This window comes from Streptomyces afghaniensis (genome assembly GCF_044327915.1).
Taxonomy (GTDB): domain Bacteria; phylum Actinomycetota; class Actinomycetes; order Streptomycetales; family Streptomycetaceae; genus Streptomyces; species Streptomyces afghaniensis.
Genome location: NZ_JBIRGJ010000004.1, coordinates 455656 through 469305, shown reverse-complemented (window position 1 = coordinate 469305; position 13650 = coordinate 455656). Strand labels below are relative to the sequence as shown.

Below are 13650 nucleotides of genomic sequence, written 5' to 3'. Positions count from 1 at the left end.
CTTCCCGTCCGACAAGGACCGGCAAGGGCTTCTGTCTTCCGACAAGGACCTCGCATGACCGCCACGTCCACGCCACCGTCCACGTCCACGCCGTACGCCGAGCTCAAAGCACCGACGGCGGTCCGCAGGCTGCTCACGCAGCCGACCACCGGACCGCTCGTCGCCCTCCTCCTGGCCTGTGCCTTCTTCTCCATCTCGACCGACCAGTTCCTCACCGGCGGGAACTTCTCGCTGATCGTGCAGCAGGTCATGGTCGTCGGCACCCTCGCCATCGGCCAGACGCTGATCATCCTCACCGCGGGCATCGACCTGTCCTGCGGAGCGGTGATGGCCTTCGGCAGCATCGTGATCGCCAAGATGGCGGCCGAGGGCTCCCTGCCGCCGCTCGCCGCTATCGCGTTGGGCCTGGTCGTCTGCGGCGGCTTCGGCCTGCTCAACGGCGCGCTGGTGCAGAGGATCCCGCTGCCGCCCTTCATCGTCACCCTCGGCATGCTCAACGTGGCGTTCGCGCTGACCCACATCTACTCCGAGGAGCAGACCGTCACGAGCCTGCCCGGCCCGCTGACGGCTCTCGGGCAGACCTTCCCGCTCGGCAGGACCGACATCACCTACGGCTCGCTGGTCACCATCGCCCTGTTCCTCCTCTTCGCGTACGCACTGAGCAGCACCAGCTGGGGCCGGCACGTCTACGCCCTGGGCAACAGCCCGGAGGCGGCGCGGCTGAACGGCATCCGCACCTCGCGGCTGACCATCGGCGTCTACACCGTGGCCGGTCTGATGTACGGCATCGCCGCCCTGCTGCTCATCTCCCGCACCGGAGTCGGTGACCCCCAGGCCGGCCAGACCGACAACCTCGACAGCATCACCGCCGTGGTGCTCGGCGGCACCAGCCTCTTCGGCGGACGCGGCTCGGTCCTGGGCACGTTCATCGGCGTCCTCATCGTCGGCGTCTTCCGCAACGGCCTTCAGCTGATGGGCGTCGCCTCCATCTACCAGACCCTGATCACCGGTGTCCTGGTGATCCTCGCAGTGACCGTCGACCAGATCTCCCGGAAGAAGGCCCGATGACCTCCCCCACCCCTGTCCTTCAGGCCCGCGGTCTGGTCAAGCGCTACGGCCATGTCACCGCCATCGACGGAGCCGACTTCGACCTGATGCCGGGCGAGGTCCTCGCCGTCATCGGTGACAACGGAGCCGGCAAGACCAGCCTCATCAAGGCCCTCACCGGCGCGGTGGTCCCCGACGCGGGCGAGATCCGCCTGAACGGCGAGCCCATCACCTTCTCCGGCCCGCAGAGCGCCCGCGCCCACGGCATCGAGACGGTCTATCAGGACCTCGCCGTGGCCGCCTCCATGGACATCGCCTCCAACATGTTCCTCGGCCGCGAACTGCGCCGCCCCGGTGTTCTCGGCAGCGCCTTCCGCATGCTCGACAAGAAGCGCATGCGCCAGGAGGCCGCCGAGCACATGGCCGACCTGAAGATCGGGCTGCGCTCGCTGACCCAGTCGGTCGAGACGCTCTCCGGCGGACAGCGGCAGGCCGTCGCGGTCGCCCGGGCCGTGGCCTGGGCCCGCAGTGTCGTGGTCATGGACGAGCCCACCGCCGCCCTCGGCGTCAAGGAGTCCGGACAGGTCCTCGACCTCATCCGCCGCGTCCGCGACAAGGGCATGCCGGTCGTCCTGATCAGCCACAACATGCCGCACGTCTTCGAGATCGCGGACCGGATCCACGTCCACCGGCTGGGCCGGCGTGCCGCCGTGATCAAGCCCTCCGACTACTCCATGGCGGAGGTCGTCGCCATCATGACCGGCGCGCTCACCGTGGACGCGGCCGGAGATACTGTCGTAGCGGATTCCGCGGCAGCGAAAGCCGCCGGAGTCCAGGCCACCTGACAGCTCAACCCCGCTCTCGCATGTTCCGGCCGAGGCCGCGGCCGGAACCCGGGAGCACTCAGGAGACGGTTTCCTCCATGGCAGCGAGCCGCCGCCCCACCCTTGCCGATGTCGCACGAGAAGTCGGCGTCAGCGCCAAGACAGTTTCGCGCGTCCTCAACGAGGACGGTCCCGTCTCGGCGCAGACGCGGGAGCAGGTGCTCGCCGCGGTGGCCAAGCTGGGATTCCAGCCGAATCTCATGGCACGCAACATGCGCGTCGGCGGGCCGGACACCACCATCGGACTGGTCATCCCCGACCTCGGCAACCCCTTCTTCGGAGCGGTGGCCCGCGCCATCGAGGACACGGTCCGCGAACGCGGACTGACCCTCCTGATGGGCTCGTCCGCGGACGACCCCGGCCGCGAACGCGCTCTGACGGACAAGTTCCTCGCCCGTCGCGTCAGCATCCTCGTCGTCGTGCCGTCCGTCGGCGCCGACCACTCCCACCTCAAGTCCCACCGCACGGCGGGGCTTCCCATCGTCTTTCTCGACCGCCCGGGAGTCGGCCTGCCCACGGACAGCATCGTCAGCTCCAACCGAGCCGGGGCCCAGGAAGGCGTCGCCCACCTCATCGCCCACGGGCACCGGCGCATCGGATTCGTCGGCGACCTGCCCGTCAAGCTGTACACCCGCCGCGAGCGCCTCGCCGGATACCGCGCGGCCCTGCAAGAAGCCGACATCCCCTACGACCGCGCGCTCGTCGCCAACACCCACGACCAGCCGGGTGCCGAGGCCGCGACCGCTCAACTCCTCGAACTGGCCGATCCCCCGACCGCCCTGTTCGCCGGAAACAACATCATGGCGCTCGGCATCGTCGCCGAACTCGCGCGCAGCAAGCGCAAGGACGTGGCCGTCGTCGCCTTCGACGACGTGGCACTGGCCGAGGCGCTCGAACCGGCCCTGACCGTCGTCGCGCAGGACCCCGAAGAACTCGGCCGCAGCGCCGCGGCCATCGCCCTGGCCCGCCTCGACGGCGACCGTTCCCGGGCTCGCACCATCACCGTTCCCACCCGGCTGATCGTCCGGGGCTCCGGGGAGCAGGCCGCGCCCCATCCCTGAGCGGCACCGGCGCGCGACCCGACGCCGGCCGGGCCCCGGCGGACCCCAGGACTCACTCCACCCGGCAGGCAATCGGAACGCCTTATCCGGTTCCATGGTACGGTGGCACAGCGAACCGGATAGGCCTATCCGTACCGTAAATCTGGATAGGCCTATCCGGATACGGCTTCGCGCGCCACCTTCCCCGAAAGGACTCTGCCGTGACCAGCATCGCCATCGTCGGAGCCGGCCCCCAGCTGGGCCTGGCCATCGCCCGCGCCTTCGGCTCCCAGGGCCTCGACGTCGCCCTGATCTCCCGCAACCGCCGCAAGCTCGACGACCTCGTCGGCAAGCTCACCGCCGAGGGCATCACCGCCGGCGCGTTTCCCGCGGATGTCCTCGACCGCGACGCGCTCACCCAGGCCCTCAAGGACGCCGCCACCCGGTTCGGCGGCATCGACGTCCTGGAGTACTCCCCGGTGGGAACGTTCGGCGTCACCACGCTGACCGCTCCGGCCACCACCACACCGTCCGATGTGGAGTTCGAGATGAACTTCCAGCTCTACGGGGCCATCGCCGCCACCCAGGCGGTGCTGCCCGGGATGCGTGAGGCCGGCGCGGGCACCCTGCTCTACACCACCGGCGCCGGCTCGATCTGGCCCGACCCGCGGGTCGCCAACGTCAACGCCGCCGCCGCGGCGCTGCGCAACTGGGTGATGAACCTGCACAAGGAGCTGGCCGACGCCGGTACCGGCATCCAGGCCGCCCACGTCGGCATCGACTCCTCGATCGGCGTCTCCGTCATCCCCGGCGTGGAGGCGGCCCGGCCCGAGCAGATCACCCCCCTGTACTGGGACCTGCACACCACCAAGCGCGACCAGGCCGAACTCGTCTTCAAGCTCGACGACGACGGCTTCCCCCGCGGCTGACAGCACCGGGCCGTACCCGGCAGCAGGAGTGCTGGGCGCCGGAGTTCATTGGGGCGGTCGGCAGGCGCGAGTCTTCCGCTCGGCGAGGTCGGCGGCGACCCGGACCCCCGGGACGCCGCCCGCCCGTCAGTTCCGCTCGGTCGTTCCGACGGAGAGCGGTTCGCCGGAGCGCAGGTGTTCCCTCAGCCACTGCTCGGTGTTGCTCACGTGGAGCAGCGCGGCGGCCTGACTGAGGGCTGTGTCACGGGTGGACAGCGCGTTGAAGATCGCCTCGTGCTCGGCGAGCGTGCGGCCCGCGGCCCTGTCGTCGACCAGGCCGCGCCAGATGCGGGCGCGCAGGGTGCGGCCGGAGATCCCTTCCAGGAGGGTGAGGAGGCTTTCGTTGCCCGTGGCCGAGACGACGGCGCGATGGAAGGCGGCGTCGTGGGCGTTGAGCTGTTCGACGTCGTCGCGGGCCTCGCGCATGGCGTCCAGGTGCCGCTTCACCTCGGCCAGCTGGGCGTCGGAGATCCGGGTGGCGGCCAGCGCCGTGGCCATCGGTTCGAGGAGCCGCCGTACCTCCATGAGGTCCTGCAGGGCGACCGCGTCACCCTGCAGCAGTTCCACCGCGCCGCCGAGACCCTCCAGCAGCAGCCTCGGGTGGAGGCTGGTCACGTACGTGCCGTCGCCCCGCCTGACTTCCAGGACCCGTGCGACGGCAAGCGCCTTGACCGCTTCGCGGGCGAGGTTGCGGGACAGTCCCAACTGGGCGGCCAGGTCCGGCTCCGGTGGGAGCTTCGAGCCCGGCGGCAGGGCACCGGTCCGGATCAGCTCACGGATCTGCTCGATGGCCTTGTCCGTCAGAGACACCGCTCGCCCCTCCCCCCACCGCGCCCGTGAGCACGTCCGACCTGATCAGCGTGACGTTGATGATACTGGGACGCGGGTGCGGGACGGCGACAGCCCAGACATGAAGCACTGCAAGACATGCTATGTCTGGTGATCGAATTGCACGCCATTCCATGGCAAACCAGTCAACTCGCCTGCATCAATGGCCACTTTCATCCCTGCGCAGTGGTTGACATCCCATGGCTGCATGACCGACCTTCATGCGTGGCCCTGCATTCCCCCTGCCCCTTCCGCATCAGGGATGTGTCCATGTCGAGCTCGATCAACAGACGCCAGTTCGTGGCCTCCGCAACCTGCGTGGCCGCGGCGGCCGTGGCCGGTGATGTGTTCGGTGCCGGTGTCGCCGCGGCGGCGCCCAGCACGTACACGCCCGACTGGGACTCGGTCGACCAACACCCCCCGGCGCCGGAGTGGTTCCAGGACGCGAAGTTCGGGATCTACTTCCACTGGGGCGCCTTCAGCGTCCCCGCCTTCGACAACGAGTGGTACCCGCGCAGCATGTATCAGGCGGGCAGCAACGCCAACAAGCACCACATCGCGACCTACGGCCGGCCCTCGGCATGGCCGTACCACAACTTCATCAACGGAGCGAAGGACCTGGCGGGCAACACCGTGAAGTTCGCGCCGAAGCTGAAGTCGGCCGGCGGGAAGTTCGACCCCGACGAGTGGGTTCAGCTGTTCGTCCACGCCGGCGCCAGATTCGCCGGCCCGGTCGCCGAGCACCATGACGGCTTCTCCATGTGGGACAGCCAGGTCAACGAGTGGAACTCGGTGAACAAGGGCCCTGGCCTGGACCTGCTGCGGCTGTTCTCCACGGCCATCCGCGCCAGGGGCCTCAAACTGCTGGTGGCCATGCACCACGCGTACAACTTCACCGGCTTCTACGAGTACGCCCCCGCCCAGACGGACCCCAGCCTCAAGAAGCTCTACGGACAACTGGGGCCGGCCGCACAGAACCAGCTCTGGTTCGACAAGCTCAAGGAGGTCATCGACCGCGCCCGGCCCGACATCCTGTGGCAGGACTTCAATCTGGACGCCGTCGACGAGAAACAGCGCCTGAACTTCCTGGCGTACTACTACAACCAGGCGAACAGCTGGGGGCGTGAAGTCGTCGCCACCTACAAGGACGGCATGAACGGCAAGGGCGAGGTCTTCGACTACGAACGCGGCGGCCCGGCCGACCTCACCACCCCGTACTGGCTGACCGACGACAGCATCTCCAGCAGCAGTTGGTGCTACACGCAGGGCATCGGCTACTACACCACCCAGCAGATGCTGCACTCCTTCATCGACCGGGTCAGCAAGAACGGCAACGTGCTGCTGAACATCGCGCCGATGGCCGACGGCACCATCCCCCAGGCACAGAAGGACATCCTGCTCGCCATCGGCGACCACCTCAAGCGCTTCGGCGAGTCGGTGTACGCGACCCGCGCCTGGACCGCGTACGGAGAAGGCCCGACGAAGATGGGCGGCGGCTCGTTCACCACCCCGCACGCCGGCACGCCGCAGGACATCCGCTTCACCCGCAACAAGGCGAACGACGTCCTGTACGCCACCGTCCTGGGCTGGCCCGGGAGCTCGCTGACGATCAAGACGCTCAGCTCGGACCGGATCAACCTCTCCTCGCTGACCTCGATGAAGCTCCTCGGCACCACCGCCGGCACGTACATCGACCTGCCCACGCCGACCCAAAGTGCCTCCGGCCTCAGGGTCACCCTGCCGTCCTCGGCGCCGTACGGCGCCAACGCCTATGTCCTGAAGCTCAACTTCTCCGGCACGATCCCCGGCCTGCGGCCGCTCGCCGGCGCCGTCGCCTTCACGGACGTCAACTACACCGGCCGCTCCGCGGTCCTCGCCGTCGGCGACTACACCGCGGCCGACCTGTCCGCGGCCGGACCGGGCCCGCGCACCCTCTCCTCCCTCCGACCCGCCCCCGGATATCAGGTGATCGGCTACTCCGGGGACGACTTCACCGGTACTTCCTGGACCTTCACCGCCGACAACCCCGACCTCAGGGTCACCGGCAACAACGACCAGATCACCTCGCTGAGGGTCCGCTTCGACCCGGCGACGTACTTCCGGATCACCAACGCCACCAACGGACTCGCCCTGGACAGCGGCGGCGACGTGGCCTCCGGCTCCGGCCTCAAGCAGTGGACCTGGGACGGCAGTTCGAACCTGCAGTGGCATGCGGAGGCTGTCGGCGGCGGCTACTACAGGCTGGTCAACCGCACGAACGGCATGGTCGCCGACGGCTGGGGCGCCACCGCCGACGGATCCGCCGCCCGGCAGGCCGCCTGGAACGGCGGCAGCAACCAGCAGTGGACCATCACCCACCGGGGCGGCGACCGCTATTCGATCGCCAACCGCACCACCGGCCTGGTCCTCGACGGCGGCGGCAGCGTCGCCTCGGGCTCCCCCGCCAAGCAGTGGACCTACGGCAGCAGCACCAACCTGCTGTGGACCTTCACCGCGCTGTAGCCGGCGGAGCCCGCAGTCGCCTCCGTACGTACCGGTCGGGGCGCCGTGGAGCAGGAGCCGATCTACGCTGGAAGCTGCGGCTGAAACCAGCCCTGACGGGCCCAGCTGTCCCGACGGAGGCGAGGCGCGTGGACATGGCCGGTGAGCAGGACGCCCGCACTGCCGCGCTCGTGGTGGGACCGGACGGTGTGGTGAGCGGCTGGAGCGAGAGCGGGCGGCTGCTGCTGGGCTGGACGGCGGAGGACGTCGTCGGGCGCCCCGTGACCGACCTGCTGGCCGCTCCCCCGCCCCCCGGCTTCCCCGGGAGCTCCGGCAGCGGCCCCGACCCCCCGGTGCTCATCCCCCTGCGCCACCGCGACGGATCCACGGTGGACGCTCTGGTGTCGGCTCACCCGCTGTTCGGCACCGACGGCCGGGCGCTGGGCCAGACGGTGACCGTCCAGCGCTGGGAACGCCGCCCGGTGATCGCCGACCTGGCCTTCGAGCAGAGCCCCTTCGCTCTGGGCGTATACGACCCTGAGCTGCGATTTCTGTGGATCAACGCCTCCTCTGGCCGGGTGATCGCGCACTCCGAGGAGCAAGTGCTCGGTAAGAAGTACCGCGAGGTGCTTCCCGAATTCGACCGCTCGCTGTTCCCCGAAAGGGACGACAAGCCCTACACCGACCAGCTCGCCGAGGTGGCGAGGACGGGCGAGCCCGCGCGCCTCATCACCGTCTTCCGGCCGCTCGGCAGTAACTACGCCAACGCCTGGGCCACCAGCATCTGGCCCGTCCGGGATGCCGAGGGCAGGGTCCGCGCGGTCGCCAACTGGGGATTCGACATGAGCGCGGAGTACTGGGCCAGACAGCGCCTGCTCATGCTCAACGAGGCCAGCCGCGGCATCGGCCGGACACTCGACGTGATCGGCACCGCACAGGAACTGGCCAGGACCTCCGTGCCGGGGTTCGTCGACGCCGTCACCGTGGATCTCTTCGACGAGGTGCTGCGCGGAGAGGAGCCGCCTCATGCCCCCGCCCCCGCCTCCGGCGAAGCCATCACGCTCAGCCGCGCCGCCCAGCACGGCGCGAAGCATGACACCGACCGGGCTCCCGGGCACCCGATGCCGGTCAGTCACGCTCCCGGTTCGGTCGCCACCCGCTGCATGGCCACCGGCAGGTCCACGGTTCAGCTCGCGGCCGAGCCCGGCCCCGGCGGCGAATGGGCCTTCGGGCCCGGGCTCGCCGCCGACCCGGCCCACTGGCCGCCGGGCAACCCGTTGATCGACGAGTCCCTCGCCGCGGACGGGCTGACCGGCCGGATCACCGTGCCGCTCCGGGCCCGCGGCGCGCTGCTCGGCGTCGTCGCGTTCTCCCGCAGCGACCGGCCCGAGGCCTTCACCGCCGACGACCTGATCCTCGCCGAAGAGCTGACCGCCAAGGCAGCCGTCGCCATCGACAACGCCCGCCGGTACTCGCGCGAACGCACGACCGCGCTGACCCTGCAGCGCAGTCTGCTGCTGCAGCAGCTGCCCAGCCAGGAGGCGGTCGAGGTGGCATCCCGCTACCTGCCCGCCGGGACCGGCTCGGAAGTGGGTGGTGACTGGTTCGACGTCATTCCGCTCTCCGGTGCTCGGGTCGCCCTGGTCGTGGGCGACGTGGTCGGTCACGGCCTGCACGCCTCGGCCAGCATGGGCCGGCTGCGTACGGCGGTCCGCACGCTCGCCGACGTGGACCTGCCACCGGACGAGTTGCTGACCCACCTGGACGACCTGGTCATCCACCTCGCCAGCGACCTCCAGCCCGCCGGCCGCTTCCAGCCGACCGGCGAATTCGGGGCCACTTGCCTCTACACCGTCTACGACCCGGTCTCCCGCCGCTTCACTGTGGCGAGCGCGGGTCATCCGCTGCCGCTGATCATCTCCCCGGACGGCACCAGGACCCCGGCGACCGCCCATCCGGGACCACCGCTCGGCATCGGTGGGCTGCCGTTCGAGGCCACCGAACTCGAGCTGCCCGAGGGCAGCCTGCTCGCCCTCTTCACCGACGGACTGGTGGGGAGCCGTGAGCGCGACGTCGACGAGGGGATCACCGAACTGCTGCGGGTCCTCAACCATGCGGTCCCCTCGCTGGAGGGCCTCTGCGACACGGTGGTGGACGCCATCCTTCCCGAACGCCGCACCGACGACGCCGCCCTGCTGCTCGCTCGCACTCACGCGCTGGATCCCCAGCACGTCGCCGACTGGGACGTCGTACCGGACCCCGCAGAGGTGCCGCGCACCAGGAAGTTCGCCCTCGACCAGCTGGATACCTGGGGCCTGGAGGAGGCGTCGTTCGTCACCGAACTGGTGGTCAGCGAGCTGGTAACCAACGCCATCAGATACGGCGAGCCGCCGATCAGGCTGCGGCTGATTCGCGACTCCTCCCTGATCTGCGAGGTCTCCGACGCCAGCAACACCGCACCGCACCTGCGCCGGGCGCGCGCCTTCGACGAGGGAGGCCGGGGCCTGCTGCTCGTCGCCCAGCTCACCCAGGGGTGGGGCACCCGGCACACCCCCGACGGCAAGACGATCTGGTGCGCGCAGACCCTCGCCGACTCCCAGCCGCTCCCAGGCTTGGGACGTTAAGGAGTCGGCGACGGAGAGGGAGCGAGCACGTGAGCGAGGCGCAGGCCGCGGGCAAGCACGCCGGCAGGAAGTGGACCACGCCGGCGGCCGACTGACCATCCAATTCATCGAAGCGCTTCGACGATGCCATTCACCCCGACGAGGTCAATAGACCAAGCAGTAGCTTGGGTATCACGGTACGACCCCTTGTTCCGCATGAAAATTGTCCGTTACCTTGCGTCTGGCAGCGAAGCGCTTCGACAGCCGCCGAAAGGGCCGGCATGTCAATCGACGAGAGGACCTCTCGGGTGCCCCCTCTGAGCCAGCCGGACGGACGCGTCGCCAACCCCGTGGTCCCCGGCTTCCACCCCGACCCCAGCGTCTGCCGCGTCGGCGACGACTACTACCTGGCCTGCTCCAGCTTCGAGTACTTCCCCGGGGTGCCTCTCTTCCACAGCCGTGACTTGGTGCACTGGACGCAGATCGGCAATGTCCTGGACCGGCCGGAACAACTGCGTCTGCCCGCCTCCATGCCGTCCTCCGGCGGGATCTACGCCCCCACCCTGCGCCACCATGACGGCCGCTTCTGGCTGATCGTCACCAACTGCAGCGAGGGCGGCGGCAACCTGGTCGTCACGGCCACCGACCCCGCCGGACCGTGGTCGGACCCCATCTGGGCGCCGGGTGTCCCCGGCATCGATCCCGACCTGGTCTGGGACGAGGACGGCACCTGCTGGTGCACGGTCGCCGGGGTCTCGCAGGTCCGTCTCGACCCGTCCACCGGGCAGACCCACGGAACACCGCACAAGCTCTGGTCCGGCGCACCCGGCGCCAAGGCCCCGGAGGCGCCGCACCTGTACCGGATCGGCGACCACTGGTACCTGCTCATCGCCGAGGGCGGCACCGAGCGCGGCCACGGCGTGTCGATCGCCCGCAGCCGTACGCCCAACGGCCCGTTCGAGCCGTGCCCGGCCAACCCGATCCTCACCCATCGCGGCACCGACCACCCCGTCCAGAACACCGGGCACGCCGACCTGGTCCAAGGCCCCGACGGCTCCTGGTGGATGGTGCTGCTCGGCGTCCGGCCGGGCGGCGGCACGCCAGGCTGGCACGTGCTGGGCCGCGAAACCTTCCTGGCCCCCGTGACCTGGGTGGACGACTGGCCGGTCATCGGCGGGGTCGCCCTGGACCTGCCCGAACTCCCGTGGCCGCTCTCCCCCGGCCCTGTCGAGGAGCGGCGGGACGACTTCGAGCTCGCCGAACTGCGGCCGTACTGGATCTCCGTGCGCGACCGGCCCGCAGAGCACTGCACCACCAAGGAGCGCCCCGGTTGGCTGACGCTGCGCGCGCGGGGCGGCTCCCTGGACGAGCCCGACGTGGTGTTCACCGGCCGGCGCCAGCAGCATCTGTCCTGCCGGGCGCGCACGCTGGTCGATGCCGCGGAGGGAAGCGGCGGCCTCGCCGTCCGGCTCGACGAGCGGCACCACTACGAGATCGAGGTGTCCGGCACGCGCGTGCGGGTGGTCGCGCGCGTCGGCTCGCTGCGCACGGTCGTGGCCGAAGAGTCCGTGTCCGCCGGGCCGGTGGTCCTCGCCGTCACGATCACGCCACCGCCGTCTCCGCACGGTCCGTGCACCGGACCCGACGTCGTCTCCCTCGGCATCGAGCAGCCCGACGGCACGTTCAGCGAACTCGCGACCCTCGACGGCCGCTACCTGTCGACCGAGGTCGCCGGCGGCTTCACCGGCCGGGTCATCGGCATGTACGCCGCCGAGGGCACCGTCCACTTCGACTGGTTCGACTACGACCCCCTCGACGGCTGAACCAACCCCCTCCCCCACCGCTCGGCCGAAAGGCCAGGGCACCGGCACGGTCTCTCACGCGCGGGTCCACTTCTGGTTGGCCTGGCCGTTGCAGGTCCACAGGACCAGCGGGGTTCCGTTGGTGGTGCCGGCCCGGTCGACGTCGAGGCACAGACCGGCGTGGACGTTGCGGATCGACCCGTCGGAACCGACGGTCCACTTCTGGTTGTCCTGGCCGTTGCAGGGCCAGGTGACGACACGGGTGCCGTTGGCGGTGCCCCGGTTGTAAGCGTCCAGGCACTTGTCGCCGAAGACGCGGATCTCGCCGCCGGCCCAGGTGGTCCACAGCTGGTTGGCCGCCGTGTGGCAGTCCCAGATCAGCACCGTGGCCCCGGCCGCGGTGGAGGCGTTGTCCACGTCCAGGCAGCGACCGGACGCGTTGCCGCGCAGCCGTGAGGTGGTGGCGGCCAGCGGGCTGCCCCCGCTCACCCGGAACACGGCCACGCCGTGCGCGGGGACGCTCGCCGAGATCTGCCCGGACGTGCTCGACGTGGAGCCGGTCCACAGGTCGGTGAGGGTGAACGGCCCGCCGGACAGGCCGACTTGGGCGGCCGTGGTGGTGACCGTCGCCGTGCCGCCTCCCCGGTTGAACAGGCCCACCGCGACCGAGCCGTCGGAAAGGGGTTTGGCGAACACCTCGGTGTTGCCGTCGTCGCGCACCCTGCGCCCGCCCGCGCCCAGCGCATCCTGGTTCACCGCCAGCAGACGCGGGTTGCGCAGGATCGCGCTCACGTCGGCGGACATGGTGCGGATGTCGTTGCCGGCCATGAGCGGTGCGCTCATCAGTGCCCACAGGGCGAAGTGCGAGCGGGACTCGGTCAGCGACAGTCCGGGACGACCGACGACCAGCATGTCGGGGTCGTTCCAGTGCCCCGGCCCCGACTGCGCCGCCAGCGGCGCCGTGACGTCCAAGACGTTGCCGACGCCCATCGGATAGCTGTTGGTGTTGCCGTTCTGCCAGATGTCGAGCAGGTCCTCGGTCGTCCGCCACAGGTCGGCGACCTCGCCCCAGTTGTACGTGGCTCCGGTGATGGCGTGGAAGCTGTTGGGGTTGATGCTGTAGACGATCGGCCGTCCGGTGGCGCGCAGGGCGTCGCGCATGAGCTTGAAACGCGCGACCTGCTCGTCACGGGTACCGCTGGAGGAGCACCAGTCGTACTTGAGGTAGTCGACGCCCCACGAGGCGAAGGTGGCGGCGTCCTGGGCCTCATGCCCCTTGCTGCCCGTCGACCCGGGATAGGCGCCGGTGGTCTGCGCGCAGGTGCGTTCGCCCGGCACCTGGTAGATGCCGAACTTCAGGCCCTTGCTGTGGATGTAGTCCCCGAGCGCCTTCATCCCGCTGGGGAACTTGGTCGGGTTGGCCCGCAGGTTGCCCGACGCGTCGCGTTGCGGGTCGAACCAGCAGTCGTCGACCACCACGTACCGGTAGCCGGCGTCCCGCATGCCCGAGGACACCATCGCATCGGCGGCCTGACGAACCTGAGCCTCGGTGATCCCGCATCCGAAGCTGTTCCAGCTGTTCCAGCCCAATGGCGGGGTGAGCGCCGGGCTGCCGGGCGCTGCCGAGGCGGTGGAGTGAGCGGAGGCCGTCACGGACGCGGTGATCGTCAGCGCGGCGGCCGTGAGGAGACGGAACAGTCGTCTGCCTGATCGTCTGGGCACCGTGGGTTCCTTTCGTCGGCAGGCCGACACGAGACAGGGGATGGATGCTGCAGTGTCGCCGTTCCTTGGCAGGTGCATGACATATTCAGTCATTCGAAATTTCGGCCTGCTTTCGGATCGTCGACGCCACGGATCCTAGGGAGTAAGCGGAGCTTGTCAACTCCACCGACCGTTCGGGATTTCCACTGGCGCCGCCTTCTCAGCCTCCTGCTGGCGAAATATTTCGACTCAAAGAACGAATCATGCGAGACGTATTGACGGGAGCTCTGAACCCC

The 13650-nt window shown here is 69.8% G+C and carries 9 protein-coding genes; 7 read left to right on the top strand and 2 right to left on the bottom strand.

Annotated features, from left to right (window positions below; genetic code table 11):
* Positions 1-54 precede the first annotated feature (54 nt).
* The 4 genes from ACH4G3_RS16705 to ACH4G3_RS16690 all read left to right on the top strand — a co-directional run bounded on the left by ACH4G3_RS16705 (position 55) and on the right by ACH4G3_RS16690 (position 3900).
* Complete coding sequence (locus ACH4G3_RS16705; RefSeq protein ID WP_397625153.1) at positions 55-1068, top strand: ABC transporter permease; 1014 nt, start codon at positions 55-57, stop codon at positions 1066-1068.
* Positions 1065-1892: an ATP-binding cassette domain-containing protein gene (locus tag ACH4G3_RS16700; protein WP_020271745.1), complete on the top strand. Its 828-nt coding sequence runs from the start codon at positions 1065-1067 to the stop codon at positions 1890-1892. Before ACH4G3_RS16705 ends, ACH4G3_RS16700 begins: the two co-directional genes overlap by 4 nt.
* A 77-nt stretch (positions 1893-1969) precedes the next feature.
* Positions 1970-2992, top strand: coding sequence for a LacI family DNA-binding transcriptional regulator (locus ACH4G3_RS16695; protein WP_397625152.1), 1023 nt, complete (start codon positions 1970-1972; stop codon positions 2990-2992).
* A gap of 200 nt (positions 2993-3192) precedes the next feature.
* On the top strand, positions 3193-3900 hold the full coding sequence (locus ACH4G3_RS16690) for an SDR family NAD(P)-dependent oxidoreductase (protein WP_397625151.1): 708 nt from the start codon (positions 3193-3195) through the stop codon (positions 3898-3900).
* Positions 3901-4026: 126 nt separating this feature from the next.
* Here ACH4G3_RS16690 and ACH4G3_RS16685 read toward each other — a convergent pair whose 3' ends face one another.
* A complete protein-coding gene (locus ACH4G3_RS16685; RefSeq protein ID WP_397625150.1) occupies positions 4027-4749 on the bottom strand; it encodes a FadR/GntR family transcriptional regulator in 723 nt (240 codons plus the stop codon).
* Between the two features lie 288 nt (positions 4750-5037).
* Between ACH4G3_RS16685 and ACH4G3_RS16680 the strand changes: the two genes are divergently transcribed.
* From ACH4G3_RS16680 to ACH4G3_RS16670, 3 genes are all read left to right on the top strand, one after another.
* The gene (locus tag ACH4G3_RS16680) at positions 5038-7269 is read left to right on the top strand and encodes an alpha-L-fucosidase (RefSeq protein WP_397625149.1); all 2232 of its coding nucleotides are present in this window, start codon (positions 5038-5040) and stop codon (positions 7267-7269) included.
* A 134-nt stretch (positions 7270-7403) separates the two neighbouring features.
* Positions 7404-9872, top strand: a complete 2469-nt coding sequence (locus tag ACH4G3_RS16675) for a SpoIIE family protein phosphatase (RefSeq protein ID WP_397625505.1) — start codon at positions 7404-7406, stop codon at positions 9870-9872.
* A gap of 287 nt (positions 9873-10159) precedes the next feature.
* The gene (locus ACH4G3_RS16670; protein WP_397625147.1) at positions 10160-11674 is read left to right on the top strand and encodes a glycoside hydrolase family 43 protein; all 1515 of its coding nucleotides are present in this window, start codon (positions 10160-10162) and stop codon (positions 11672-11674) included.
* Between the two features lie 54 nt (positions 11675-11728).
* Here ACH4G3_RS16670 and ACH4G3_RS16665 read toward each other — a convergent pair whose 3' ends face one another.
* Positions 11729-13375: a glycoside hydrolase family 27 protein gene (locus ACH4G3_RS16665; RefSeq protein ID WP_397625146.1), complete on the bottom strand. Its 1647-nt coding sequence runs from the start codon at positions 13373-13375 to the stop codon at positions 11729-11731.
* Between the last annotated feature and the right edge of the window lie 275 nt (positions 13376-13650).

What these genes read in the sequence shown, in the direction of transcription:
- ACH4G3_RS16705 (WP_397625153.1), top strand. Translation starts at nt 55, where the DNA reads ATGACCGCCACGTCCACGCCACCGTCCACGTCCACGCCGTACGCCGAG.
- ACH4G3_RS16700 (WP_020271745.1), top strand. Translation starts at nt 1,065, where the DNA reads ATGACCTCCCCCACCCCTGTCCTTCAGGCCCGCGGTCTGGTCAAGCGC.
- ACH4G3_RS16695 (WP_397625152.1), top strand. Translation starts at nt 1,970, where the DNA reads ATGGCAGCGAGCCGCCGCCCCACCCTTGCCGATGTCGCACGAGAAGTC.
- ACH4G3_RS16680 (WP_397625149.1), top strand. Translation starts at nt 5,038, where the DNA reads ATGTCGAGCTCGATCAACAGACGCCAGTTCGTGGCCTCCGCAACCTGC.
- ACH4G3_RS16675 (WP_397625505.1), top strand. Translation starts at nt 7,404, where the DNA reads ATGGCCGGTGAGCAGGACGCCCGCACTGCCGCGCTCGTGGTGGGACCG.